23 protein-coding genes are annotated in these 24,506 nt (G+C 74.5%); 9 read left to right on the top strand and 14 right to left on the bottom strand.

Going from position 1 to position 24,506, the window contains the following annotated elements:
- Positions 1-223: 223 nt before the first annotated feature.
- Positions 224-427 (top strand): cold-shock protein, encoded by a 204-nt coding sequence (locus tag NOD94_RS24270; protein WP_281208190.1) that lies wholly within the window; start codon positions 224-226, stop codon positions 425-427.
- A gap of 85 nt (positions 428-512) precedes the next feature.
- On the opposite strand, the gene NOD94_RS24265 is transcribed toward NOD94_RS24270, so the two are convergent.
- From NOD94_RS24265 to NOD94_RS24245, 5 genes are all read right to left on the bottom strand, one after another.
- Complete coding sequence (locus tag NOD94_RS24265) at positions 513-1,124, bottom strand: TetR/AcrR family transcriptional regulator (RefSeq protein WP_281208189.1); 612 nt, start codon at positions 1,122-1,124, stop codon at positions 513-515.
- Complete coding sequence (locus NOD94_RS24260) at positions 1,121-1,474, bottom strand: DUF1304 domain-containing protein (RefSeq protein WP_281208188.1); 354 nt, start codon at positions 1,472-1,474, stop codon at positions 1,121-1,123. Before NOD94_RS24260 ends, NOD94_RS24265 begins: the two co-directional genes overlap by 4 nt.
- Before the next feature lie 116 nt (positions 1,475-1,590).
- On the bottom strand, positions 1,591-1,794 hold the full coding sequence (locus tag NOD94_RS24255) for a ferredoxin (protein WP_281208187.1): 204 nt from the start codon (positions 1,792-1,794) through the stop codon (positions 1,591-1,593).
- 5 nt (positions 1,795-1,799) lie between these two features.
- Complete coding sequence (locus tag NOD94_RS24250) at positions 1,800-2,990, bottom strand: cytochrome P450 (protein WP_281208195.1); 1,191 nt, start codon at positions 2,988-2,990, stop codon at positions 1,800-1,802.
- A gap of 256 nt (positions 2,991-3,246) precedes the next feature.
- On the bottom strand, positions 3,247-3,585 hold the full coding sequence (locus tag NOD94_RS24245; protein ID WP_281208186.1) for a thioredoxin domain-containing protein: 339 nt from the start codon (positions 3,583-3,585) through the stop codon (positions 3,247-3,249).
- Positions 3,586-3,710: 125 nt separating this feature from the next.
- On the opposite strand from NOD94_RS24245, the gene NOD94_RS24240 reads away from it, so the two are divergent.
- Complete coding sequence (locus tag NOD94_RS24240; protein ID WP_281208185.1) at positions 3,711-3,980, top strand: hypothetical protein; 270 nt, start codon at positions 3,711-3,713, stop codon at positions 3,978-3,980.
- Between the two features lie 64 nt (positions 3,981-4,044).
- Positions 4,045-4,662, top strand: a complete 618-nt coding sequence (locus tag NOD94_RS24235) for a hypothetical protein (RefSeq protein WP_281208184.1) — start codon at positions 4,045-4,047, stop codon at positions 4,660-4,662.
- A 200-nt stretch (positions 4,663-4,862) separates the two neighbouring features.
- Here the strand turns inward: NOD94_RS24235 and NOD94_RS24230 are convergent, their stop codons facing one another.
- The gene (locus NOD94_RS24230; RefSeq protein ID WP_281208183.1) at positions 4,863-5,240 is read right to left on the bottom strand and encodes a hypothetical protein; all 378 of its coding nucleotides are present in this window, start codon (positions 5,238-5,240) and stop codon (positions 4,863-4,865) included.
- 230 nt (positions 5,241-5,470) lie between these two features.
- Here NOD94_RS24230 and NOD94_RS24225 point away from each other — a divergent pair, with 230 nt between their 5' ends.
- Both NOD94_RS24225 and NOD94_RS24220 read left to right on the top strand, forming a co-directional pair.
- The gene (locus tag NOD94_RS24225) at positions 5,471-5,827 is read left to right on the top strand and encodes a YciI family protein (RefSeq protein ID WP_281208182.1); all 357 of its coding nucleotides are present in this window, start codon (positions 5,471-5,473) and stop codon (positions 5,825-5,827) included.
- A gap of 68 nt (positions 5,828-5,895) precedes the next feature.
- On the top strand, positions 5,896-7,116 hold the full coding sequence (locus tag NOD94_RS24220; protein ID WP_281208181.1) for an RNA polymerase sigma factor: 1,221 nt from the start codon (positions 5,896-5,898) through the stop codon (positions 7,114-7,116).
- Between the two features lie 43 nt (positions 7,117-7,159).
- On the opposite strand, the gene NOD94_RS24215 is transcribed toward NOD94_RS24220, so the two are convergent.
- The 4 genes from NOD94_RS24215 to NOD94_RS24200 all read right to left on the bottom strand — a co-directional run bounded on the left by NOD94_RS24215 (position 7,160) and on the right by NOD94_RS24200 (position 15,871).
- Positions 7,160-8,596: a condensation domain-containing protein gene (locus tag NOD94_RS24215; RefSeq protein ID WP_281208180.1), complete on the bottom strand. Its 1,437-nt coding sequence runs from the start codon at positions 8,594-8,596 to the stop codon at positions 7,160-7,162.
- 245 nt (positions 8,597-8,841) lie between these two features.
- The gene (locus NOD94_RS24210) at positions 8,842-9,795 is read right to left on the bottom strand and encodes an ABC transporter ATP-binding protein (protein WP_281208194.1); all 954 of its coding nucleotides are present in this window, start codon (positions 9,793-9,795) and stop codon (positions 8,842-8,844) included.
- Between the two features lie 41 nt (positions 9,796-9,836).
- Positions 9,837-12,629, bottom strand: coding sequence for a hypothetical protein (locus NOD94_RS24205; protein WP_281208179.1), 2,793 nt, complete (start codon positions 12,627-12,629; stop codon positions 9,837-9,839).
- Positions 12,626-15,871 carry an ABC transporter permease gene (locus tag NOD94_RS24200; RefSeq protein ID WP_281208178.1) on the bottom strand — a complete coding sequence of 1,082 codons (3,246 nt, stop codon included), beginning with the start codon at positions 15,869-15,871 and terminating at the stop codon, positions 12,626-12,628. The genes NOD94_RS24205 and NOD94_RS24200 overlap by 4 nt, the downstream gene beginning before the upstream one ends.
- A 158-nt stretch (positions 15,872-16,029) precedes the next feature.
- On the opposite strand from NOD94_RS24200, the gene NOD94_RS24195 reads away from it, so the two are divergent.
- Complete coding sequence (locus NOD94_RS24195) at positions 16,030-16,743, top strand: ABC transporter ATP-binding protein (protein WP_281208193.1); 714 nt, start codon at positions 16,030-16,032, stop codon at positions 16,741-16,743.
- Between the two features lie 90 nt (positions 16,744-16,833).
- Here the strand turns inward: NOD94_RS24195 and NOD94_RS24190 are convergent, their stop codons facing one another.
- Positions 16,834-17,316 carry an STAS domain-containing protein gene (locus tag NOD94_RS24190; protein ID WP_281208177.1) on the bottom strand — a complete coding sequence of 161 codons (483 nt, stop codon included), beginning with the start codon at positions 17,314-17,316 and terminating at the stop codon, positions 16,834-16,836.
- 187 nt (positions 17,317-17,503) lie between these two features.
- Between NOD94_RS24190 and NOD94_RS24185 the strand changes: the two genes are divergently transcribed.
- Complete coding sequence (locus NOD94_RS24185) at positions 17,504-18,430, top strand: hypothetical protein (RefSeq protein ID WP_281208176.1); 927 nt, start codon at positions 17,504-17,506, stop codon at positions 18,428-18,430.
- Positions 18,431-18,462: 32 nt separating this feature from the next.
- Here the strand turns inward: NOD94_RS24185 and NOD94_RS24180 are convergent, their stop codons facing one another.
- Complete coding sequence (locus tag NOD94_RS24180) at positions 18,463-20,772, bottom strand: ABC transporter permease (RefSeq protein ID WP_281208175.1); 2,310 nt, start codon at positions 20,770-20,772, stop codon at positions 18,463-18,465.
- The gene (locus NOD94_RS24175) at positions 20,769-21,524 is read right to left on the bottom strand and encodes an ABC transporter ATP-binding protein (protein ID WP_281208174.1); all 756 of its coding nucleotides are present in this window, start codon (positions 21,522-21,524) and stop codon (positions 20,769-20,771) included. Before NOD94_RS24175 ends, NOD94_RS24180 begins: the two co-directional genes overlap by 4 nt.
- Positions 21,525-21,731: 207 nt before the next feature.
- Between NOD94_RS24175 and NOD94_RS24170 the strand changes: the two genes are divergently transcribed.
- Positions 21,732-22,640: a histidine kinase gene (locus NOD94_RS24170; protein WP_281208173.1), complete on the top strand. Its 909-nt coding sequence runs from the start codon at positions 21,732-21,734 to the stop codon at positions 22,638-22,640.
- A gap of 110 nt (positions 22,641-22,750) precedes the next feature.
- Complete coding sequence (locus tag NOD94_RS24165; protein ID WP_281208172.1) at positions 22,751-23,461, top strand: response regulator transcription factor; 711 nt, start codon at positions 22,751-22,753, stop codon at positions 23,459-23,461.
- 47 nt (positions 23,462-23,508) lie between these two features.
- Here NOD94_RS24165 and NOD94_RS24160 read toward each other — a convergent pair whose 3' ends face one another.
- On the bottom strand, positions 23,509-24,468 hold the full coding sequence (locus NOD94_RS24160; protein ID WP_281208171.1) for a LysR family transcriptional regulator: 960 nt from the start codon (positions 24,466-24,468) through the stop codon (positions 23,509-23,511).
- Positions 24,469-24,506 lie beyond the last annotated feature (38 nt).

The following is a 24,506-nucleotide window of genomic DNA, read 5'->3' as shown; positions in this document are numbered from 1 at the left end:
CGTGTGCTCTTCCGATCTCCCGCCGGCCCGCCGCGGCCCGCGCCCCCCGACCGGCCGCGCCGCTGCCCGCCGGGGACGGCGCGATGTGACCCGTCGGCGATGCGGTCATGCGTTCGAGGTGCCACGGTTGGCCGCGTCCGGAGTGTGCCGCGAGTGGCGGGTGGGCACTATCGAGACGGCTGCGCGTGCGGCCCGCGTGGAACGTTGAGAAGGATCAGTACTGATGGCAACTGGCACCGTGAAGTGGTTCAACTCGGAGAAGGGGTTCGGTTTCATCCAGCAGGACGACGGCGGCCCCGACGTGTTCGTGCACTTCTCCGCGATCCAGACGACCGGCTTCAAGGAGCTGGCCGAAGGCGCGAAGGTCGAGTACGACGTCACTCAGGGCCCCAAGGGACCCCAGGCCGAGCAAGTGGTGCCGCTCTAGCGCCGCTTCACGAGCCGACCCCTGACGGGAGCCCCCGCCGGACGCCGGCGGGGGCTCCCGCATGCGGTGGGGCGGGGCGTCCCGGTCAGTCGGTCGGGGGCAGGGCGCGGTGGAGGGCAATGAGCAGCGCCCAGATCCGGTCGGCGAGCGCGGGCGGGCCGGTGTCCGGGACCAGCCCGTGCAGCCAGTCCGCGAGGACGCCGGTGAAGGCGGCTGCGACCGCCGAGGCGACGAGGTCGGCGTGCGGGGCGCCGACGGCCAGTCGCTCGCTCCGCGCGCGGTCCCGCAGCTCCCGGTGCAGGCGCTCGCCGAGCGGGCCGCCGCCGCCCGCCAGGAGCAGGCTCCGGTACAGGGCCGCGTGACCGGCGACGCCGGAAAGGTACTCGGCCAGCGCGGCCGGTGGCCGGAGCGGGGCGACCGAGCCCGGGCCCGTCTGCCAGGCGTGCAGGGCGTCGACCGCCGCGTGCACCACCTCCGCGCAGGCGTCCACGGCGAGCGCGGGGAGATCCTCGTAGTGCAGGTAGAAGGTGGCGCGGCCGACGCCGGCCCGGCGCACCACCGCCGAGACGCTGACCTCGGTCAGCTCGCGGCCCGATCCGCACTCGGCGAGCAGGCTCTCGCGCAGCCGCGCCTTGGTCCGCGCGGTCCGGGGATCCTCCGCCCGCGCCCGTTCCGGGCGGGAGGTCGACGCCGTCACGCGGCGAGCAGCGCGGCGCCCAGGGCGAGCGCGCCGGGCAGGGCCTGGGCGAGGAGGATCCGGCGGTTGGCGGTGGCGGCCCCGTAGAGCCCCGCGACGATCACGCAGGCCAGGAAGAAGACCTGTGTGGCGAGCGAGTCGATCACCAACCCCCAGATCAGCCCGGCGGCGAGGAAGCCGTTGTAGAGCCCTTGGTTGGCGGCGAGCGGGGCGGTCAGGCGGGCGGTGTCCGCGTCGAACCCGGACAGTGCGCGACCGGGCGGCCGCTGCCACAGGAACATCTCCAGGACCAGGAAGTACGCGTGCAGCGCGGCGACGACGCCGATGAGAACCTGAGCGACCGCGTGCACGGCCACCTCCACTCCGTCCGAGCGGGCCCCGGCGTCCCCGGCGACCTCGACTTCCTGGACAACTGTACAGGAAGTCGAGGTTCGTGCCGGGGCCGCCCGACCCCGGCCCCCGGCCGCTACCCCTCCCGGGCCGGTAGCACCGAGATCGCCGACACCGGGCAGGCCCGCGCGGCCTCCCGTACGAGCGGGCTGCCGTGGCCGTCCTCACGGCCGGCCAGCACCTCCCCGAAGCCGTCGTCGTCCTGGGTGAACACCTCGGGCGCGGTGAGCGCGCACTGCCCGGCGCCGACGCAGACGTCGTGGTCGACGGAGATCCGCACGCCGCTCACCAGACCACGGGCAGTTCGACCATGCCCTGGATGGTGTCTCCGGGCTTGAACGGGATCCGGTCCGGATCGGCCGCGAGCCGCAGTCGCGGCAGCCGCTCGAACAGGGCCCCGAGCGCGATCTCCATCTCGGCGCGGGCCAGGTTCTGCCCGAGGCACTGGTGGATGCCGAAGCCGAAGGCCAGATGGTGCCGGGTCGGCCGGTGCCAGTCGAGTGCGTCGGGCTCCTTGAAGACCGTGTCGTCGCGGTTGATGACGGAGGTGGCGAAGACGACCCCGTCGTCCGGGTGGATCGTGACCCCGCCCACCTCGATCTCCGCGGTCGCCACCCGCAGCATGCCGTCCGCGATCGACAGGAACCGCATCAACTCCTCCACCGCCTCCGACATCAGGGACGGATCGGCGCGAAGCTCGGCCAGTCGCTCCGGATGCCGCAGCAGGGTGAAGGTGCCCAGCGAGATCATGTTCGCCGTCGTCTCGTGCCCCGCGACCAGCAGGATCACCGCGAGGGCGACCAGTTCCTCGACGTCCGTCCCGCCCGTCTCCAGGTGTGTCGCGATCAGCTCGTCCAGCAGGCCGTCGCCGGGGTCGGCGCGCTTGCGCCGGATCAGCGCCTCCAGATAGGAGTCGAGCCGCCGCCGGGCGTCCTCGACATCGGCCGGCCCGGGGCCGCGCAGCAGCCGCCGTGACTGACCCTCGAAGAACTCGTGGTCCTCGTACGGCACTCCCAGCAGGGCGCAGATGACCATGGACGGCACCGGCAGTGCGAAGGCGGAGACGAGTTCGGCCTCCGGGCCCCGGGCCACCATCGAGTCGATCAGCCGGTCCACGGTCTCCCGGATGCGGGGGCGAAGGGCCGCCGTCCGCTTCAGGCTGAAGCTGGGGATCAGCATGCGGCGCTGCGCGTTGTGCTCCGGGTCGTCGACCCCGAGGAGAGCCGTGCGGCGGTTCCGCAGGCCCTTGAACCGCGCGGTGGGGGTGGGGAAGGCGGCGTTGGTGCGGTCGGTGGACAGCCGCCCGTCGGAGAGGAGTGCGCGGGCCTCGGCGTGGCCGGTGACGACCCACACGGAGCGCCCGTCGAAGAGGGTCACCCTGGACAGCGGGCGAGCCCCGCGGAGGGGCTCGTACGCGGTGGGCGGGTGGTAGGGGCAGGTCCGATCCTGCGGGAAGGCGATGGCTTCTTGTGGCATGGCCCCGGACGTGGCTCCGGACGTGGCCCCGGAATCGGTTTCGAACGGGACTTCGAACGGGGCTTCGGACGTGGCTTCGGACGTGGCTTCGGACATGAGAACAACACCTCGCAAGCGATGGTTCCGTCGCGCCGGACTCCATTACATGCCTGAGGCACCTATCCCACCTATGCCACTTTCGGCCAGACTGCCCGGGTTCACCCGGGGGGAGTCACCCCACCTCCCCCACGGGCCGCGCGGGACCTCGGCGACAGGCCTACAGGTGGGCGTCCAGGAACGCGCGGAACTCCTCGGGGCCCAGCGGCCCCGCGTGGGAGGCGACCGCCTCGCCCGCCTCGACGAGCACGACGGTCGGGGCACCGGTCACGCCGAAGCGCCGGGTGGGCCCCGGGCAGCGGGTGATGTCGGTGCGGACGGCGGTCAGCCGGGTTCCGTACTCCTCGGCCAGCTCCGCGACGAGGACGTCCATCGCCCTGCAGGCCTCGACGGCCTTGGGCCAGGTGCCGATGAAGTAGGCGAGGACCGGGCCCTGCGTCATGCCGACGATGAAGTCGAATTCCTGGTCCTCCAGTGGCCGGTGTACCCGACGGGCCATGGGTGGTGCTCCTCAGTTCGCGTTGCGGTGATCGACAGCGTAGGCGGTCCCTGCCGCCCCCGGACCGGACCCGTTGCAGTGCCACCTCCGGTCTCGATGTCAGTGGGGCCTGTGAAGCTGGACCCATGGACGACAGGATGCTGCGGCGCCGGGTCTACGGCGCCGACCACGACGATCCCGACCCGGGCCCGCGCCCCGGTCACGCCTACGGCGAACTCGTGGGCGGCCCCCTCGACGGCCTCCTCCTCGACGTGACCGGCTGGAGCGCTCCGCAGCTGGCCGAGGAGGCCCGGCTGCCGACCGAGATAGGGCGCTACGGAGCGGGCGGCCGCGCCCACTACCGCCGCCGCCCCGGCGACCCCTCCCGCTGGGACTGGACCGGGGACAGTCCGTGACGATTCGGCCGGGGGACGGGTCTCGGAGATCATGGAGCTCCGTCATGTGGGGAAGGAAGTGCCAGTGGGTCACCTGGTGATGAGTACCGGCAACATGCGCAGCGCGATGAGGTTGCTCACCGCCGTGGAGCGCACGCCCGATCAGGAGCGTTGCCTCGGCCACGTCCGCGCGGAGTGCGCGCGCAAGGACGAGAGGCTGCGGAGCCGGGGGGTGGACCTGGAGGTCTCCGTGGCGCAGGCCCTGGAGCAGCTGCTCGACGGCGAGGTCGACGGGCGGGAGGGGCCCGCCTGGACCTACGCCCTGCACGCGTTGATCGCCGCGCACTTCTCGGACACCCACGATCTCGGGGACTGGGCGCGCCAGTCGTGGTTCTCGACGGTCGACGAGGAGCTGTCGGCGGCCGGAGTCCCGCCCCACCTGAGCATCTCCGAGATCATCATGTCCGGACCGCCGGTGCGCGTGCCCTTCCCCGGTGACACCGTCCCGTGGATGGGCACCTTCCCGACCGCGGAGGCCGCCGCGTTCGTCGCGGCCCATGAGGCCGTGTTCGACCTGGTGGAGCCGGAAGTCCGGGAAACCGCCGAGTACTTCGTCAAGGCCATGCGCTTCGAGGCCGAGGAGTGGGAAGCGGCCGAGGAGGGCGAGCGCGTCAACGACACCCTGTTCTTCTGGTGTTCCTGACCCTCCGCGGGCGTATCTGACGGAGGTCGCTCCCTTGCGCCACGGTCCGGGCACGGCCGAGCCCCCGGTCCGCCGACGTGCGACCGGGGGCTCTGCACGACTCTTCCGTCGTCCCCGCCCGATCGGATGCGGTGCGACGGGCGGACGCGGTGCGAGGGGTGGGAACGGTGCGAGGGGTGGGAACGGCGGACGGGGACGGTTCAGCGGGAGGCCGCCGAGCGGCTCACCTTGCGGGCCCACAGCACCAGCGGGACCTGGAGCGGCAGTCGCCCCACCGCCGCGGCGAGGTGGACGGGGGAGCCGTGGCGGGCGTCGACGATCATCTTCACGTGGGCGGGGAGAACGCCCACGAAGAACGCCGCCGTGGCCAGCGCCGCCACCCGGCGGCTACGGGGGTGCGCCACGCCGGCGGCGAGCACGAGCTCCGCCGCGCCACTCGCGTACGTCCACCCGCGCGGGGTGCCGGGAAGCGAGGCGGGGACCATCGCGTCGAACGGCTTCGGCACGGCCGCGTGCGCCACCGCGGCCCCGGCCAGGAGGCCGGCGAGCAGCAGCGGCGAGGAGGGGGTGGGGGGCATCGGGAGTCCTCTCGAAGTGACCTGGGGCCTCGAAGTGACCTGGGGCCGTGATCCTACTCGCCGGTAGGACCGGTGGGCAGGGTGCGCGGAGACGCTCCGCAGCGCGTCGGGTGGCCGCCCCGGAAAATTCTCCGAAGAATTTCCCCCGGAGCTGTCGATCCGGGCGCCTCCCGTTCGACGCACAGGTGAGAGGCGGGGAAAGTCCCCGCCCTCCCGACCGAGGAGTCACCATGCCGCGCTTCCTGACGATGATCCGCATCAACGAGCAGGCCCTTCCCCCGGAGGAGTTCCCCGCCGACTTCCAGGAGCGGATGGGCGCCCTCCTGGAGGAGATCACCAAGGCGGGCGTCATGCTCGACACCGCCGGCCTGCTCCCCACCTCCGAGGGCACCCGGGTCAGCTGGTCCGGCGGGAAGATCAGCTACACCGACGGCCCCTTCACCGAGACCAAGGAGGTCGTCGGCGGCTACTCCCTCAGCCAGTGCAAGGACAAGGCCGAGGCCATCGAGTGGACCCGGCGCTTCCTGGAGATCCACCCCGCCCACTGGAACGTGAGCGCCGAAGTCCGGCAGATCGACGAGATGTGATCCCTGCGGCCCCGCGCCGCGTTTGCCCTGCCTCGTCACGGCTGCTCTGATGGGTGGCCGTGACGGCAGTGAGTACGACCCGAGCGGTCGAAGCGGTGTTCAGGATCGAGTCCGCACGGATCATCGCGGGAGTCGCGCGCATCGTGCACGACGTCGGCATCGCCGAGGAACTGGCGCAGGACGCCCTCGTCGCCGCGCTCGAACAGTGGCCGGTCAGCGGCATCCCCGACCGGCCCGGGGCCTGGCTCACGGCCACCGCGAAACACCGCGCGATCGACCTCGTCCGCCGCAAGGAGACCTACGCCCGCAAACTCGCCGAGGTCGGCCGCACCCTGGAGGACGTGCCGGCCCCGGACGAACCCGCGGACCCGCAGGACATCGACGACGACCTGCTGCGCCTGGTCTTCACCGCCTGCCACCCGGTCCTCGCCACCGACGCCCGCATCGCGCTCACCCTGCGCCTGGTCGGCGGCCTGACCACCCAGGAGATCGCCCGCGCCCACCTGTCCTCCGAACCGACCGTCGCCCAGCGCATCGTCCGTGCCAAACGGACCCTCGCCAAGGCGGCCGTGCCATTCGAAGTCCCCTACGGCACCGACCGCGAACAGCGCCTCGCCTCGGTCCTGGAGGTCATCTACCTCATCTTCAACGAGGGTTACTCGGCCACCTCCGGGGACGACCTCGTCCGACCGGCCCTGTGCGAGGACGCCCTGCGCCTCGCCCGGGTGCTCACCGGGCTGATGCCGCGCGAACCCGAGGTGCACGGCCTGTGCGCACTCCTGGAGTTCCAGGCCTCCCGCATCGCCACCCGGACCGGCCCCGACGGAGAACCGGTCCTGCTCGCCGACCAGAACCGGTCCCGCTGGAACCGGCTCCTGATCCGACGCGGCGTCGAGGCCCTGCACCGCGCGGGCAGCGGCCCGTACTCCCTCCAGGCCGCCATCGCCGGCTGCCACGCGGCCGCCGTCCGGTACGAGGACACCGACTGGGCGGCCATCGCCGCGCTCTACGGGCGGCTCGTCCTCCTGATCCCCTCACCGGTGATCGAGCTGAACCGGGCCGTCGCCGTCTCCATGGCCGACGGCCCCGAGGCCGCCCTGCCCCTCGTCGACGCCCTCACCGCAGAGCCCGCCCTGCGCTCCTACCACCTGTTGCCGAGCGTACGGGGAGACCTGCTGGAGCGGCTCGGACGCGGGCCGGAAGCCCGCGCCGAGTTCCTGAGGGCGGCGTCCCTGACGCGCAACGCACGCGAACGCGACCTCCTGCGGCGCCGCGCCGACGCCCTCTGAGCCGACGCCCCGCGACCCGGCTCCCGACGAGCCCGGGCCCGCGTCAGACCCTGACGCGGCCCGGTTCCGGCCGCCGGGGCGCCGTCAGTGCCACCGGCCGGCCGAAGCCGCCGGAGCGGGCCACGGTCTGCACCGTCCGGCGCAACGCCTCCTGGAAGTCGCCCATCGTGCGCCGCGCGGCCGGGGTGTCCACGTACAGGGAGTTCATGTGCAGCCCGTCCGCGTCGCGCTGGAACCACGAACAGGCGCCGTTGGCGCGGGCCGACCACACGTGCGTGGTGGGCCGCCACTCGTCGTGGCGTTCGGCGCCCCGGCACCTGCGCATGTCGATGTACGAGAAGAAGTTCACCGGGTACGGCCACGCGCGGGCGGCGAACTCCTGCGGCGCCAGCAGCTCCCAGGCCCTGACGAACGGCACGTCGATGTGCCCGATCATCTCGCCGAACCCGGCCCGGACGGAGGCCATGACCTGCGTGAAGTCCAGGCCGGGCGAGGCGTCGAACTCGATCGGCATGGTGTTCACGAACCAGCCGACCGAGTCGCTCCACGCCTCGCGCCCGCGCTCGCTGACGGGCATGAACCCCCGGTAGACGCCCGGACCTCCGGCCTCGCGCAGACACACGCCGACGGAGCCGAGCACCCCCATGAACGGCTTCGCGCCGGCTTCCAGACAGGCCTTCTCGAAGACCTCGGCCTCCGCCGCGTCGAGCAGCGAGGAGGCCTCGTTGACGATCGGGTACATGCGGTCGGGCTCCACGCCCAGGTCGAGCGGGAACCGGGGGAAGAACTCCCCGTTGCGTCCGATGAAGGACTTCCAGTAGCCGAGCCGCTCGTCCCCCGCGTCGATCGAGAGGTAGCGGCGGCGCTGCTCCTCGGCGAAGTCGAGGTAGCTGGGCGCGGGCGGCAGCACGGCCTCCTCGCCGCTGATCAGGGCCTCGTAGGTGGTCAGCACCTCGTTGACGACGATCGGCATCGACATGCCGTCGCACACGATGTGGTCGAAGGCGAGGTAGACGGTCGCGGAGTCCGGGCGCAGTACGGCGCCCATGGTGAACAGCGGCCACGACAGGGTGTCGATGCTCCGCTTGAACCGCTCGACGAGGAAGTCCCGCACCAGGGCCGCGTCGTCGAACGTCGCGATGTGCTCGGCCTCCAGGGCCAGTTCATCGGGTGCGATGGGCTCGCACGCCAACTCGCCCGCCAGCCGCCGGAACTCGCACCGCAGTACCTCGTGCCGCTGGACGAAGCCCAACAGGGCCTGTGCGAGCAGTGGTTCGTCGAGGACTCCGTCGATCTCGAAGGTCACGGCGACCCACGACGCGACCGGGTCGTCGGCCGCACGGCTCGCCTCGGCGACGGTGAAGTGCTTGTCCTGGTTGAAGGAGGCCCTCCTGCCGGCCGGGTCGTTCCGGTCCCCGGCCGGCGCCGCCGTGGACCGCAACCGCCACTCGACCACTCGTCCCGGTGCCACGTGGTGCATATCCAGAGGAAACTGCCGCATTCCGTCATCCCTTCGCCCCCGAGTCAACCCCGTGCGCCTAACGACACCCGGACCGAGGAAGTGACGCACGTGCCTTCGCCGCAGGTCGGCGGGGGCGGTCAGCGGCGGACGGGGGCGGGAGGGGGCGGCCCGCGGGGGCTCGGTCGCGGCCTGACGGGCCCTTCCGGCGGTCGTCGGGCGTCGCCCCGGGGCCGGTCCCGCCCCGGCCCGCCCCGGGGCCGCGCTCAGTGGTGCCGCGCCCCGGCCCCGGATTCGGAGTCGGCCGCCGCCCCCTCCGCGTCGTGGCGGCGGACCTCGATGTGGTCGGCGGCCAGATCCACCGCGACCCGGTCCTCCATGCCCAGCGCCTCCAGGAACTTGGGCGGCAACTGCACCCGTCCGCTGCGGTCGAGCATGACGTACTCGCGCTCGCTGATCGACTCCGCGCCGTGCTCGTCGGTGATCGTGCGGCGCAGGACCTCGCTGCTGGTACGGCCGTCCCTGATGGCCACCGTGCGGCGGACCTCGCCCGCCACCATCGGGTCGTGCGTCACGATGACCACGGTCGCGCCCAGGTCCCGGTTGACCGAGCGGAAGGCCTCGAAGACCGTGGCGCCGGTCTCCGAGTCCAGCTCGCCCGTCGGCTCGTCGGCGAGGAGCACCGCCGGGTCGTTGGCCATGGCCACGGCGATCGCGACGCGCTGCTGCTGCCCGCCGGAGAGCTCGGCCGGGCGGCGGTCCCCGAGCCCGCCGATCTCCAGGGCCTCCAGCAGCAGCCCGACCCGCTGCGCCCGCCGGGCGGCGGCCTTGCGGCCGCCACCCTTCAACTGCATGGGCAGCGCGATGTTCTGAGCGGCCGTCAGGAAAGGTAGGAGGTTGCGGGCCGTTTGCTGCCACACGAAGCCCACCGCCTCGCGGCGGTAGCGGAGCCGGTCGCGGGCCGACATCTCCAGCAGGTCGTAGCCGCCGACGCTCGCCTTCCCCGCCGTCGGGACGTCCAGGCCCGCCAGGATGTTCAGCAGCGTGGACTTCCCGCTGCCGGACGCGCCGACGAGAGCCACCAGGTCACCCCGGTCCACCGTCAACTCCAGTCCCTGGAGCGCCTGCACCTCCACCCCGTCCGAGCTGAAGATGCGTACGAGACGGTCGCAGACGATGGCGGTGCCGGCATCCCGGGCGCGCGGCTCGGCGGCGGCCAGCGCCTGCCGGCGCAGCTCCTCGAACGTGGGCGCTTCGCTGTTCAACGTTGGTCTCCCGCTCTCAACTCGGTGATGATCTGGCGTCGGCCGGACACCGCGGCCTCGGCGAGCACGGCCAGCGCCGCCAGGGCGGCCATGCCCAGGGCCGGAACCAGTACCGGCGGGGCCGTCAGCCGGAGGCCGGCCGGCACGTCCGCGCCCACCAGCGCCGACAGGTCCACGGAGGCGCCGAGTACGGCCACCGCGGCCGCGGCGGTCAGGAACCCGCCGAGCGCCGCCGCCAGCACCTGCGGCAGCGATTCCGTCAGGACCAGGACGATGCCCTGCCGGGGCCGCAGGCCCATCGTGCGCAGCCGGGCCAGCAGCGCTCCCCGTTCCGGGGCGGCCCGGACCAGCCCCAGCAGGACCGCCAGCAGCGCGAACCCCGCGGCGCCGGCGAGGGAGGCCCCGAACAGGCGTCCCGCGGCGTGCTGGAGGGGACCGGAGTCGAGGCGGGCGGCGACCTCCGTGCTCGTGTGGACGAGGAACCTGTCGGCCGAGGCGGGGGCGCTCTCCCGGATCAGCCCGCGCACCCGTTCCGCGTCGGCCCGCCCCACGGCGAACCAGTGGGTGGGGTCGGCCGCTTGCGGCACCCGGGCCGTCACCGGACCGGCGGGCAGCACGATGGTGGCCGACGCCGCGCCCGGCCTGGCGGGGGTGCCGTCGACCACGGCCGCCTGCCTCACCTGGAGGTCCGCGCCGTTCCTCAGCCGCACCCGGTACGCGCGGTCGGGAGCGCGCCCGGACAGGTCCCCGCTGAACAGCGCCGGGACCGGCGCACCGCCGTCCGCGCCGCCCAGGACCGCGGGGTCGAACCCGCCGCGGCCCGCCGTCCGGGCCAGTTCGGCGTAGGCCGCGGGCTCGGCGACGACCACGGTGGCCGGTACGGAGCCCCGGTCGGTGTCGAAGACGTGGGCCTCGGTGTCCACCCACACGCCCAGGGAGGTCCGTACGCCGGGCAGCGCTCCGGCGGCGCGGGCGAACCCCTTGGGCACCGTCTCCCCGGGCGGCGCCACCACTTGGACGTCGCCGCCGGCCTCGGACCGCGCCACCTGGAGGCGGGACCCCTCCACGGCGGTCAGTACGGCGGCGCCGAAGCCGCCCGTGGTGACGGCCAGCAGCAGGGCGATCAGCGGCAGTACGGACGGACGCGCCGTCCGGCCTCCGGAGCCGCGGGCGGCCCGGGCCAGGCCGAGGAAGCCGACCACCCCGGCCCGCCGCGCCCCGGCCCACGCCAGCACCCGTACGGCCGGCGGCTGGATCCGGGCCAGCACGAGCCCCCCGGACAGGGCGATGAGCAGCGGCGCCGCCACCAGGAGCGGGTCGAGTCCGGCCCCGGCGGGGGCGACCCCGCGCCGCCGGACCTCCGCGACGGCGGCGACGGTCGCGGCCAGGACGAGGAGCTCGGCCACCAGCCGGCGGCGGGGCGCGCGGCCGCGCGGGGCCGACAACAGCACGAAGGCCCGTACGGGGAAGGCCGACAGGGCCACGAGCGTCACGGCCCCGGCGGCCAGGAGGGCGGGTGCCAGGCGCGGGGTCGGCAGCAGCACCAGCGACAGCGCGGCAGCGAGGACGGCGGCCGGCAGGACGGTCACGGCGCCCTCGGCGAGGAGCCGGCGCAGGATCCCGGCGCGCGATCCGCCCCGGGCCCGCAGCAGCAGCAGTTCGGCCTGACGCCGGTCACCGGCGAGCCCGGCGGCCAGGCAGAAGACCACGAGCGCCACCCCGCCCAGCCCGGCCGGTCCGATCGCCGCGAGCGGAGCGGCGGCTTGCTGTCGGGCCCGTACCTCTCCGAACAGTCGCAGGATCTCGGACGTGATCCGCAGGTCGGGGCGGCCCGTCGCGGACGACAACCCGGAGGCGGTGGGCCCGGCGACGAGCGCGGAGATCTCGTCCGTGACGCGGGGAAGCGTGTCGGCGCGCAGCCGGCCCGTGTCCACGGGCAGCCGCCAGAAGTCCCTGGAGCCGTGGCCCCACGGGGCGATCCTGTCCAGGGCGTCGGGACCGACCAGGGCGGAGACGAGCCAGCCGCCGCTCGGGGGCACGCAGGGCTTGGTGGTGCAGGCCTTCGCGGGCATGCAGGCCTTGGTGGCGCAGGCCAGGTCCGTCCAGTAGACGTCGGACGGGTCCTCCACGGTGTAGAGGCCGACGACCTCGGCCGTGACCGGCAGGGACAGCCCGTCGAGGGGCTTCAGGACGGTACCGACCTTCGCCTTGAGGGTGTCGGCCGCCGTCTTGGACAGGGCGACGGGAACCCGACCGTCGGTGGTGCCGCCCCCGGGCCAGCGGCCCTCCACGAGCCGCGCGTGGTCGGCGGCCCGGGGCAGGAACAGCAGGTTGGCCTGGGGCGGCTGCTCGTCGAGGACGGCGAGTTCGGGATTGGCCAGCGTGCGGGGCTTGTCGCCGATCGCGCCGTGCACCGGGCCGGAGGCGGCCAGGCGGAAGGAGGGGCCGGTACGGGCGACCATGGTGGCCAACTGCTCGTCCAGGTCCTGCGGGGACGGGGCGTCCGGCCGGGACTCGGCGCTCGCGTACAGGCTGGTCCGGGCCGGGCCGCCGGCGTGCAGGGAGTCGCGCAGCGCCTGGTCGGCGCTCCGGTCGAGGGCGCGCGGCAGGGCGGTGGCCAACAGCACGGCGACGAACGCGAGTACGGCTCCCAGCAGCGTGGCGGACGGGGTGGCCCGCAACCGGGTCCACACCCACGGCGCCTGCCGCGCGGCGGCCCCGCGCCCCTCGGTGGCGGCCGGCTCGGGGGCGGGCCGTACTTCCCGGCGGCCGGGGAACGGGCTGGTCACATCTCCTCCACGTGGCGCAGCCGGGCGGCCACTCCTCGGTCGCGGCGACCGCCGAGCACGGCCGCCAGCAGGGGCACGGCCGCGATGACGGAGACCAGCAGCAGCACCTGAAGCCCCGGCAGGTCCACCAGGACCTCAGGGACGGGCCGGCGCGCCCCGGTGGTCAGGATCATCAGCGGCACCGTCGTGTGCACGATGAGCGCGCCCAGGCCCAGACCCACGGCCGTACCGAGCCCGACCAGGACGCAGCCCTCGGTGGCGGCGGCCCGTGCCAGGCCCCTCCGGGGTGCGCCGAGGGCCAGCAGGATCGCGGACTCCCGGGCCCTGCGGCGCGCGGCGGCGGCCGCCGAGGCGGCGAAGCCGATGGCGGCCAGTACCGCGCAGGCCACGGCCAGGGCGGCGAGCGCGGTCTGCGGGCCGGCGCTGAGCGGGTCGTCGAGCAGTTCGGCGGCCACGTCCTCGCGCAGCAGCACCTGCTGCGATCCCGTGGCCGCCCGTAGTTCGGCGGCGGCCCGGCCCGGCGCGGAGTCGTCGCCGGAGGCGGCGGGCAGCCACCACTCGTCGGGCGCGGGCAGGGCGTGCCCGTCCATGGCGCCGAGCATCCGGCCGGCGGCGCCGAGGTCGACGGCAACGGCGCGGGCCCCGGCGACGGGCAGGGAGTCCACGGCGCCGGTGATCCGCACCGGGACGAAGTCCATGCCCAGCCGGACCCGGATCACGTCGCCCACCTCGGCTCCCACCGCCTTGAGGTAGGCGTGGGTGGCGAGGCCGGGCAGCGCGGGGGGCGCGCTGCCCGCCGGGGTCGTGGTGAGCACCAGGCTGCCGATCGCGCCGCCCTGGTAGCGCAGCCGCAGCAGGTTCGGGGAGCCCGAGTCGAGGGGCAGCAGTCTGCCCGCGGGTGTGCCGTTGCCCAGTGAAGGCGTGGTCAGGTCCCAGGCGGGCGGGGGTGCCTGAACGGGTACCGCCGGGCCGCCGGGGGCGCCGACGACCGAGACCCGGCGCACCGTCAGTTCCCCGATGATCGGTTCCAGCGCGTCCGGGGGAGCGAAGAACCCGGGCTCGGCGCCGTAGGCGAGGACGAACCCGGTGATGGTCAGGGGCGGGGCGGCGGCGCCGAGCGGGGCGCCGGCCAGGGCGGCGACGTCCACGGACACGGTGCCGTCACCGCCCTCCGGCAGGGCCGCCACCGGTGTCCGATAGGTCAGGCCGAACCGGTCGCGCAGCAGTACGGCCAGCCGGGGGCCGCCGCTCGCCCGCTCCGCGCGCAGCGTCACGTCGACGTCGATCCGCTGGGGCGTGCCGGGCAGTTCGATCCCGGTGCCGCCCTGCGGTTTCACGGAAAGGGGATCGAACAGGGCGTTCATGGGTCGCCCGTCGCGCAGGTCGGCCCGCAGCGGCACCGACCGGGCGACGGCGGCGGAGTCCAGCGCGAGCAGTTCGCCGGTGCCGGCGTCCGGGAGCGCGTGCGGTACGCGGAGCACCGGGGTGGCCCGGTCGCCGCCGGGCAGGGCCGCGTACCGGCCGCCCTGGCCCAGGGGCGCCAGGTCGCTGCCGGTGATCCGCAGCCCGCCGGCCGTGGTGAAGGAGGCCTGGTCGCGTTGCGAGTCGGACCAGGCGGAGTGCTGGCCGAGCGCCAGGACACCGCTGGACACCGCGAGGACCAGCAGCAGGACGGGCCCGGTGGCCGCCGCGGGACGGCGCGCGAGCTGCCAGCCCACGAGCGCCTGTCCGAGGCCCCGGCCCCGGGCGGCGAGCCACCCGCCCAGCCGGGCGGCGAACGGCAGTACCCGCAGGACGAGGAGGGTGCCCGCGCACAGGGCGAGGGTGGGGGCGGCGACCAGGACCGGGTCCACGCCGAGCCCCCCGGGGTCGCCGGCCCGCGCGGCGGACTCGGCGCCGCTGTAGCGGTCGAGCTGCCGGTAGGCGAGGTAGGCGAACGCGGCCACCGCCAGGTCGAGTCCGGAGCGGGCGGCAGCCGACACCCGAGCACCGCGCCGCCCTGCGAAGAACCCGGGCGCCGCCCCGCGCAGTACGGCCGGCAGTACGGCCGGCAGGACGCACAGCAGGGCGCAGCCGGCCGCGACCGGCCACAGCACCCAGGTCCCCCCGGTCTCCATCGGCACCCCGGCCAGCGGGCCGCGACCGGCGGCGACGCGCAGGAGGAGCGGGGTGAGCAGCGGGGCGAGGACGGCGGCCGGAAGGGCGAGCACCAGCGACTCCGCGGCCGTGAGTGCCACGAGGCGGCGGCGGGAGGCGCCGCGCGCGGTGAGCAGGATCCGTTCCGGTTCCTGGCGTTCCGTCAGCAGCCGGGCGACCAGGAGCAGGGTGGCCGCGGCCAGTACGGCCAACTGGAGGGCGCCGACGGCCAGGGTGGAGCGGGCGACCCGCTGTGCGGTGTCGAGCCCGCGCAGGTACTCCGGCAGCTCGGTGGCGAGGGTCAGCCCGGACGGTTTCGCTCCGGGGGCCGCCGACCGCTCGCGGACGTCCTCGACCTGCGCGGTCGTCGCGTTCGAGAAGTCGGGCGTCAGTAGCGTGGCGCGGCTGTTCTGCACCAGGCCGCCGACGGTGAAGACGGAGTCGTGGACGAGCATCGGGCCGTAGGTGGCGAAGCTGCCGACCTGGAGTTCCCGGCCGCCGACCGGGTCGAGCCGCCAGTACGGGGCGTCCCTGTCCGCGGCCCGGTAGACCCCGGTGACGAGGACGCTCAGCTGCGGGCCGCCGTACCGGTCGTCGAGGCGTACCTCGGCGGGCAGGGCCGCGGAGTCCAGGCCGAGCCGGGTCAGCGCGGCCTGCGGCACGGCCACCGGTACGCGGGCCGGGCCCGGCTCCACCGCCCCGGGCCAGTGGCCGGCGAGGAGCCGTACGCGGCTCCGGTCGAGGGTGGCGAGCACCGTCAGGTCGGCGTCCTTGCCCGCGGTGGTGCCGGCGCCGGGCAGGCCGTACGAGCGGCTGCGGGCCACGCTCTCGACGCCGAAGGGCAGGGGGCCGAACAGCCCGGCGCCGAAGTCGCGCGCGCTCCCGTCGTCGGCGGCGCGGGTGCCGGTGCCGTGCTCGGCGGAGAGCAGGACGGAGGTGTGCGCGCGTCCCGGGCCCGTCAGCGCCTGTCGCATCGCCGCGTCGCCCACGTTCCGGGTGAAGGCGAGCAGCGCCGTCAGCGCGGTCGTGGTGATGAGCGCGGTGAGCAGCGCGGCGACCGCGAGCGGCAATCGCCCGCGCATCCGGCGCACGACGAAGCCGACCATGTGCCTTCCTTCCCCCCATCCGGACCCTTGGCACCGGATAGCGGACGATGCTGTCAGATTCGATCGGACAGTGGAAGGGACTTGCGTGTTTCATGTGACAGATGAGCATATTCGGAATCGAAGGTGCGCAAGCGAGCCGGTCCGAGGGGAAGTTCACCATGACCCAGCAGGAGAACGGGGCCACCGTGACGTCCATGATGGTGGTGCGCGACCTGCGCAAGAGCTTCGGTACGGGAGAACGCGCCGTACACGCCCTGAGGGGCGTCACGTTCGAGGCGCGACGTGGTGAACTCACCGCGCTCAAGGGCCGGTCGGGCTCCGGCAAGACCACGCTGCTGAACCTCGTCGGGGGGCTCGACACCCCGACCGGCGGCACCGTCGAACTCGACGGAACCGACCTGGCCGGGCTGGACGAGGACGGACTGCTCGCCCTGCGCCGCGATCGGATCGGCTTCGTCTTCCAGTCCTTCGGACTGATCCCGGTGCTGACCGCCGCCGAGAACATCGGCGTACCGATGCGGATGCGCAAGGTCCCGGCGAAGCGGCGCGAGGAACGCGTCCGCACGCTGCTGGCGCTGGTCGGTCTCGCCGACCACGCCGAGCAGCGCCCCGGCGAACTCTCGGGAGGTCAGCAGCAGCGCGTCGCCGTGGCCCGCGCGCTGGCCAATGAGCCCGCCCTGATCATCGCGGACGAGCCCACCGGCCAGCTGGACTCCGAGACCGGCCGCTCCATCATGCGGCTGCTGCGCGCCGTGGTGCGCAGCGAGGGGGTCACCGCACTGGTCGCCACCCACGATCCGGCGATGATCGAACTCGCCGACTGCGTGGTGGAGTTGCGCGACGGCCGGATCGTGGAGGAGCCGACGGGCTGACGGCCGGCCTCGGGTGCTCCGGGACGGGCGGCAGCCGACGGGCCAGTGCGAGGGCCAGCAGCAGCGGGATCAGCGTGAGAGCCGCGAAGGTCACCGACCCACCCCCTGCCGGACGCCGTGCCCCGGCCGGATCCGCGCCTCCAGGGAGAACAGGAGCCGGGCGGAACGGGAGGCGCCGGTCGACTCCCAGGAACGGCCGCTCAGGACCCACCGGTCCAGCACGTCCAGCAGGGCGGAGTCGCAGAAGGAGACCAGGGCCGCGTCGAGGACGAGGTGGCGTGCGCCGCGCACGGCTCCTTCGTCGAGGAGCCCGCGCAGGGGGGCGCAGGTGAAGTGGTCGAACTCGCCGGCCAGGGCGACGGTGAGGACGCCGTCGTGGAGCGCGGACCGTATGCGGGGGAGCGGGTCCGGACCGGCATCCGGCCCCGCGTCGGTCGACCGGGCCGGTGCGCGCGGATCGGGGGGCTCCGGCGGACCGGGCGGGACGGTCGGGGCGGCTGAGGCGGTCGGGGCGGACGGGGCGGTCAGAGCGCGGGCCGCGGGCAGTATCGGGGCGTTTATGGGAGCGTTCATGACCCCTCCAACGGGCCCCGCCCCGGTCGGGGAACCGGCCCGTGCGCACACTTCACCCGCGCGGGGCGCCCCGCTGACCCGTTCCGGCGATCTTCCTCACCCGCCCGGGGCACCCGTGCGCCCGCCCGGCGGCGCGGGGCGGACCCGGTACCGCGCGGCCGGCCGGTGATGGCCGAGAGTGGGGCGCGTGGACGTGGACGAGGTCATCGACGCGCTGTACGCGGCGCACCCATCGGGCTTCACGGCGGCGCGGGCGGAGGCCGCGGCCCGCGCGAAGAAGGAGGACGGACCGGAGGCCGCCCGGCGGATCACGGCCCTGCGCCGGCCCACCCTGGCCGCCTGGGCCTCGAACCTGCTCGTGCGGTCCCAGCCCGAGGAGGCCGAGCAGTTCCTCCAGCTCGCGCAGGCGCTGCGCTCCGCGCACCACGCGCTGGACGGCGAGCGGTTGCGGGCCCTGTCCCACCAGCAGCACGTGGTGATCGGCGCCCTCGCCCGTGAGGCCGGCCGGCTCGCCGCCGAGGCGGGCTCGCCGATCTCGGAGCCGGTGGTGCGGGAGGTGGAGCGGATCCTGTACGCGGTCCTGGCCGGACCCGAGGCGTCCGCGGAGTGGGCGTCGGGCCGGCTCGTACGGACCCCCGAGCCGGAACCGGAGTTCCCCGCGGTCGACCCGGACGCCGTACGGGCGGCGGCCGGGCGGCGCCAGGACGCCGACGGGGCGGACGCGGACGCGGGCGGTGGGGCCGGCGCCCGGGCCGACACCGGCGTCGGCGCGACCCCCGACGCCGACCGCGAAGGGCTGCTGGAGGCGGCGCGGGCCGCCGCCGAGGACGCCGAACGGGTCGCCTCCGCCCGTGAGGAGGAGCTGCGCGAGGCCGACGAGGCCCGTCGGCGCGCGGTGGCGTCGGCGGCGGACGCCGACGCCGAGGCCGCCCGTCTGGGAAGGGAGGCCGAGCGCGCGAGGGACGAACGCGACCGGGCCTACACGGCGGTCACCGGCGCCGAGGCCCGCCACCGCGAGGCCGGCCGGGCCGCGAAGGAGGCCCGGGACGCGGCCACCGCAGCGCAGGACCGCCTCCGAGCCCTGCGGACGCCCCGGGAGGGCGATCCCGACTGACGGGGGCCCGGCCCGGTGCGCGGCGGCCGCGGTCACTCGGTGTGCAGCGCGGCCGCGATCGTGGTCCGCGCGGCGGACCGGGCCGGCACGAGGGCGCCCAGCACCGCGATGACCACCCCCGCCAGCAGCAGGCCGGCCAACTGCGGGGCGTGCCAGACGTCCTTCATGGACTCGGTGAAGGACACGATCCCCACGTTGTCGACGATCAGGCGGTGCGCCACCATCCCCAACGGGATCCCGATCAGGCCCGCGACCGCCCCCACACCCGTCACGGACGTCACCGTCATCACCATCACCTGCCGCGGGGTCATGCCGATCGACTTCAGCATCCCGAGGTCGCGGCGCCGCTCCCTGACGTTCAGCAGCACCGTGTTGAAGACCCCGAGCGCCGTGACGACCGACAGCAGGACGGTGAACACCGAGGAGAAGCCGACGACGACGGTGGTCGCGGCGCTGCCGAATTCGTTCACCTCGGCGCGCAGCCCGGGGTCGAGCGCGTCGACGGCGGCCGCGTACGCGCGGGCGTCCGATCCGGGCGCGAGCCCCACCTGGTACTGCCGGGCCCGTACTTCCGGCGCGAGCACCCTCAGGGTTTCCCAGGACGTGCTGAACGCGCGGGCGTCACCGTCGACGAGCTCGCCGACGACGGTTCCCGACACCCGCCTGCCGTCCAGCTCCAGCGTGATCCCACTGCCGACCGAGAGCCCCCGCTCGGTCAGGAACCCGGGTCCGGCCACGACCTCGCCCGCCGCCCGGGGCACGCGGCCGTCCGCGAGCCGGGAGGCGTAGGAGGAAAGGTCCCCCCGGTGGAAGTCGGCGAACACGGGCTGCGTGTACCCGACCAGGCTCACCTGTGACAGGGCGCTGGCCCGGACCTCAAGGGCGCCCGGCAGGGAGCGCAGCCGCTCCTCGATCTCGGCGTCACCGAGCCGCAGCGACGGCAACCCGTTGAGCGGAGCGCCCGTCTGGACGGTGACCGTGGGGCCGCCGCCGCCCGGGCCCGTCTCCGCGTACGCCAACATCGTCCCGGTCAGACCCGTGGACACGGTGACCGTGGTGACGCCGAGGACGATCGCGGCCATGGTCATGAGCGTGCGGGCCGGGCGGGCGAACGGCTGGCCGAGGCCCAGGCCGACGGGGGTCGGCAGTCCGGTGGCGGCGAGCGCGCGCTGGACGCGCAGCCCGCGCCCGGCCCGCGACACCCCCGCCGAGCTGATCGCCCGCGCCGCCGGCAGCCGGTGCGCCCGCAGCGCGGGGACCAGCGCCGTGACCAGGACGAGGGCGGGAAATCCCAGCAGGCAGACGGCGTGGACCCACGGGTCGACGGTGTTGACGACGGCGTTGCCGGTCTCCGTCCCCGAGAAGGCGACCTGCAGGAAGGGCCCGGCCAGCGCACCGCCGGCCAGGGTGCCGAGCAGGCACCCGACGACGGCGGGCACCCCGGTCATCGTCAGGTAGACGGCCACGACCTGGTTCGGGGTGAAGCCCATGGCCTTGAGCACACCGATGTGCCGGTAGCCGGCGACCACCGCCCCGCTGACCACGTTGGCGACGATCAGTGCGGAGACGAGCAGGCCCAGGACGCCGAAGAGCCCCATGAACGGCAGATAGGCGTCGGCCCGGGAGGAGAAGGCCTTCTTGAGGGTGAAGTAGGACTGGGAAGCCGTCAGGGACCCCTCCGGCAACCCGGCGACGGTCCCGGCCAGTCCGTCCCGGACGGCGGCGGGGGAGGAGGCGTCCGTGAACCGGTAGAGCATCTGGACCGACGCGGGCCGGAGCTGCGTCACCTGCTCCGGGGTGACCCAGGCCCCGGCCGAGCCGCTCATGCTGGTGGCGAAGCCCACCACCGTGAGCGCCGGCAGCCCCGGGGACTCCAGCCTCGTGCCCAGCAGATCCTCGTAGGGCGAGCCGCCGATGTCCCAGTTGACGACGATCTCCCCGGGCGCGGAGGCCCAACGGCCCGCCAGCACGTCGATCCGGTCCACCGGCCCGTCGGGACCCGCCCGGCCGACCACGGTGAGCGGGCCGCGCGGCATCCAGAGCCAGTCCCCGGGCACCGTGACGACGGCCTGGTGGAACGGACCCGAGGCGGCCGCGACCCCGGGGCGCCGCGCGGTTTCGGCCAGTTGGGCGTCCGAGACCCTCGCGGGGTCGTACGTCGCCGACACGTGCGCGCCGCGCTGGGCGGAATAGGCCCTGTCGAAGGGCGCGGAGGCGGCGGAGAGGAGGGCGAGGGCGAGCAGTACCGTCGTGGTCGCGCACAGGACGACGAGACCGATGACCGTCGTCTGGACCCTGCGGCGCCGGACGGCGGCCCGCGCGGCCCTCCACACGGCGCTCACGCGCTCACCCCCAGCGGGTCCCCGCCCAGGGGGCCGTGGCCCGCGGCGCTCTCGTGCAAGGTGGTCTCACGGGCCACCCGACCGTCGGCGACCTCGACCAGCCGGCTTGCGCAGCGCGTGGCCAGGTGCGGGTCGTGGGTGACGATCAGGAGGGTCTGGCCGATCTGGTTGAGGTCGATCAGCAGGTCCATCACCTGCTCGCCGGCTCGGCTGTCGAGGGCGCCGGTGGGCTCGTCGGCCAGCAGCAGGGCCGGACGGTTCATCAAGGCCCGTGCGACGGCCACCCGTTGACGCTCTCCGCCGCTGAGCGTCGCCGGGTAGTGGTCGCGGCGGTCCGCGATGCCGAGCTCGTCGAGGAGCTCCAGGGCGCGGCGGCGCGCCTGACGGGCGGACACGCCGGTCAACTGGGCCGCCAGGGCGACGTTGTCGAGGGCCGGCAGGTCGTCGATGAGGTTGAAGAACTGGAAGATCATTCCGACGTCGCGGCGGCGGAACAGGGCCAGGCCCGTCTCGGTCAGGCTCCCCAGGTCGTGGCCCTGGACCTCGACCGTGCCGGCGGTCGGCCGGTCCAGGCCGGCCACCATGTTCAGCAGCGTGGACTTGCCGCACCCCGACGGTCCCATCACGGCGACGGCGTCGCCCTTGCGGATCTCCAACGAGAGGCCGTCCAGGGCCTTCGCGTCGCCGTACTCCTTGTGCACGCCGTCCAGTCGGACGACGACCGGCCGCACACCTTCATGATCAGTTGTCATGCCCCGAACTTAGAAGGGGTGCCGTGGCGCGGACGTCACCCCGGGGGTGCAAAGGGGCGGCGGGGTCATCCTGGGGATGTACGCGAGTGGGCTCGGGGGAGGGATGCGGATTACGGCTCGGGCTGCGACGCTTGAGACGTAACGATCTTCGGTCGGAAGCCGGTTCGCGGGAGGTACGGGGACGCGGGCGGTGGCCGGGACGGGCACATGGCACATGGTGGACGGTGGATGGGGGCGGACGGGGTGGGATGGCGGACGGGCGGCGTGTTGGGTGCCGCGTGCCTGGTGTTGGCGTTGTGCGCGGTGGGCGGCCTGTGGATTGCGCTGGCGCGGGAGCGGCGCGCGCATCGAGCGGCTCTCGGGGAGCGCGGGTGGCTCCTGGAACGTGAACGCGAGAGCGCGAGCCGCAGTGCGGTCGACGCCGAGCGGGCCAGAATAGCGGCCGAGTTGCACGACATCGTCAGCCACAACGTGAGCCTCATGATCGTGCAGGCCGGAGCCGCCCGCGAGGTGCTGGCGACCATGCCGCAGGAGGCGGCGGCCGCGATGGGGGCCGTCGAGGACGCCGGGCGCACGACGATGACCGAACTGCGCAACCTGCTGGGTCTGTTGGCGCCCGCCCAGGACGGCGAGGACGAGCCGTACGCGGGCGCCGGGGAACTGACGCCGCAGCCGAGCCTGAGCCGACTGGGCCCCCTCATCGACCGGATAGCCTTCGCCGGGCTGCCGGTGGAGGTGCGCATATCCGGGGAACCGCGCACCCTGCCGGCCGGGATCGACGTGACGGCCTACCGCATCATCCAGGAGGCGCTGACCAATGCGCTCAAGCACGGGAACGGGGGGAGAGCCGAGGTGACGGTGAGGTACGCCGACCACGCGCTGCGGGTGGAGGTGCTCAACACCGGTCCGAGCGTACTGTCGGACGGGCCGGCGGCGGGCACGGGCGGGGGTGCGGTGCCTTCGGCGCCGGCAGGGGTGGCGAAGGCCGACGGGACGGGCCGGGGACTGCTCGGACTGCGCGAGCGGGTGGCCGTCTACGGCGGCGACCTCGATGCCCGCCGCCGCCTCGGCGGCGGATACCGCGTCCGCGCCCGCCTGCCCCTGGACCGGCCGTGACGGCGCCCGAGCCGGTGCGTGTACCGGGGGCGGATACGGGGGCGGAGTCCGAGGCGGGGTTCGAGGCGGGGTTCGGGTTCGGGGAGGCGGGGGAGGCTACGGCACCCCGGGTGGTGATCGCGGACGATCAGGAACTCGTCCGGACCGGCTTCCGGATGATCCTGACGGCCCGGGGGATCGATGTGGTGGGCGTGGCCGCCGACGGGGCCGAGGCGGTGGCCACGGCCCGCCGGGTGCGCCCCGACGTCGTTCTGCTCGACATCCGGATGCCCAACATGGACGGCCTGGAGGCCGCCCGGAGGATCCTCGCGGAGCTCCCGGCGACCCGGGTGATCATGCTGACCACCTTCGACCTCGACCAGTACGTCTACGCCGCCCTCGCCGCCGGAGCCAGCGGGTTCCTGCTCAAGGACGTCACGCCCGCACACCTGGCGGCCGCCGTACGGCTGGTGGGCACGGGCGACGCGTTGCTCTCGCCGTCGATCACCCGCCGGCTGGTCGAGCGGTGCGCTCCGGCCGCCGCACCGCGGGCGGAGCCGGCCCCGCACCGGGACCTCGCCGCGCTGACCCCGCGCGAGCGCGAGGTGCTGACGTTGATGGGCCACGGGCTGTCCAACGCCGAACTGGCCCGGGAACTGACGCTCAGCGAAGCCACCGTGAAGACGCACGTGGCACGGATCTTCGCCAAGCTGGCCCTGCGGGACCGGGCGCAGGCGGTCGTCCTGGCCTACGAGACCGGACTGGTCACTCCCGGCGCGGTGATCCCGCCGCCGCGCTCGGCTTCGGAGCCGGGAGGAGGCCCTCCGGGCGTCCGAGGGTGACCGGCTCCCACCACACCCGCCGACCCCCCGGTCAAGCCGCGCGCCGGCTACCGCACCACCGGTCGGTGCGCCGCGGCCCCCGCGGACAGGGCGGTGGTCAGAGCGGCCGCGTACGGCTCCGGGTGGGGGCGGCGGGGGGTGACCACGCCGATGTGCCGGGCGGGGCGGGGAGGTTCGAGGGGGATGACGGCGGATCCGTCGACCGGGGCCAGGCCGATGTGCGGAATCAGGGCGACGCCCACGCCCGCCCCGACCAAGGTCTGCGCGAAGAAGTAGTCGGTGGTGGAGGCCGCGACGCGCGGCTCGAAGCCGGCCCGCTCGGCGTACCGGCGCAGGTAGGCCTCCGTCTTGAGGCAGCCGAGCACCCAGCGGTCGGCGGCGAGTTCGGCGGGCTCCAACGCGTCCCGGCCGGCCAGGGGGTGGCCGGGCGGGAGGACCGCGTACAGCGGATCCTCCACCAAGGGCGCCCAGTTCACGCCGGCCGAACCCGCCGTACCCGAGCTACCCGCTGTGCCCGCCGTACCCGCCGTACCCGCCGTACCCGACGGCAGCTGGCCGTCGAAGCGGTAGGTCAGCGCGAGGTCCGCCGCACCGCTGCGCACCATGGGCACCGCGTCCTCCGGTTCGGCCTCCAGGACGGTCAGTTCCACCTCCGGGTACGCGGCCACGAAGGCGGTGAGGGCCTGCGGCAGCAGGTGGCGGCCCCCGCTGGTGAAGGTGCCCACCGTCAGCCGCGGCCGTGGGGCGCGGAGGCGGTCGATGCGGTGGCGGACCTGGTCCAGCTCGGCATCGATCGTCCGTGCCGTCTCCGCCAGCAGCCGGCCGGCCTCGGTGAGCGTGACCCCGCGCGTGCTGCGCACGGCGACCGGATGGCCGAGCCCGCGTTCGAGCGAGGCGATGTGCTGGGAGACGGCCGAAGGCGTCAGGCCCAGGGCGGAGGCGGCCCGGTTGAAGCTGCCGTGCTCGGCGACCGCCAGCAGGACGCGCAGCCGGTGCACATCGATCAACAGTTTCCCTAACGACGTGTTCAGCGACTGGTCGGTTC

The sequence above is a fragment of the Streptomyces sp. Isolate_45 genome (assembly GCF_024721315.2).
Lineage (GTDB): Bacteria > Actinomycetota > Actinomycetes > Streptomycetales > Streptomycetaceae > Streptomyces.
This window is presented reverse-complemented; position numbering and strand designations above follow the sequence as displayed.

Excerpts from the sequence above, each read along its gene's own strand:
- NOD94_RS24250 (WP_281208195.1), bottom strand. The coding sequence starts at position 2,990 with ATGCCACAAGAAGCCATCGCCTTCCCGCAGGATCGGACCTGCCCCTAC.
- NOD94_RS24230 (WP_281208183.1), bottom strand. The coding sequence starts at position 5,240 with ATGCCCCCCACCCCCTCCTCGCCGCTGCTGCTCGCCGGCCTCCTGGCC.
- NOD94_RS24225 (WP_281208182.1), top strand. The coding sequence starts at position 5,471 with ATGCCGCGCTTCCTGACGATGATCCGCATCAACGAGCAGGCCCTTCCC.
- NOD94_RS24175 (WP_281208174.1), bottom strand. The coding sequence starts at position 21,524 with ATGACAACTGATCATGAAGGTGTGCGGCCGGTCGTCGTCCGACTGGAC.
- NOD94_RS24195 (WP_281208193.1), top strand. The coding sequence starts at position 16,030 with ATGACCCAGCAGGAGAACGGGGCCACCGTGACGTCCATGATGGTGGTG.
- NOD94_RS24215 (WP_281208180.1), bottom strand. The coding sequence starts at position 8,596 with ATGCACCACGTGGCACCGGGACGAGTGGTCGAGTGGCGGTTGCGGTCC.
- NOD94_RS24200 (WP_281208178.1), bottom strand. The coding sequence starts at position 15,871 with ATGGTCGGCTTCGTCGTGCGCCGGATGCGCGGGCGATTGCCGCTCGCG.
- NOD94_RS24170 (WP_281208173.1), top strand. The coding sequence starts at position 21,732 with ATGGCACATGGTGGACGGTGGATGGGGGCGGACGGGGTGGGATGGCGG.
- NOD94_RS24245 (WP_281208186.1), bottom strand. The coding sequence starts at position 3,585 with ATGGCCCGTCGGGTACACCGGCCACTGGAGGACCAGGAATTCGACTTC.
- NOD94_RS24240 (WP_281208185.1), top strand. The coding sequence starts at position 3,711 with ATGGACGACAGGATGCTGCGGCGCCGGGTCTACGGCGCCGACCACGAC.
- NOD94_RS24270 (WP_281208190.1), top strand. The coding sequence starts at position 224 with ATGGCAACTGGCACCGTGAAGTGGTTCAACTCGGAGAAGGGGTTCGGT.
- NOD94_RS24190 (WP_281208177.1), bottom strand. The coding sequence starts at position 17,316 with ATGAACGCTCCCATAAACGCCCCGATACTGCCCGCGGCCCGCGCTCTG.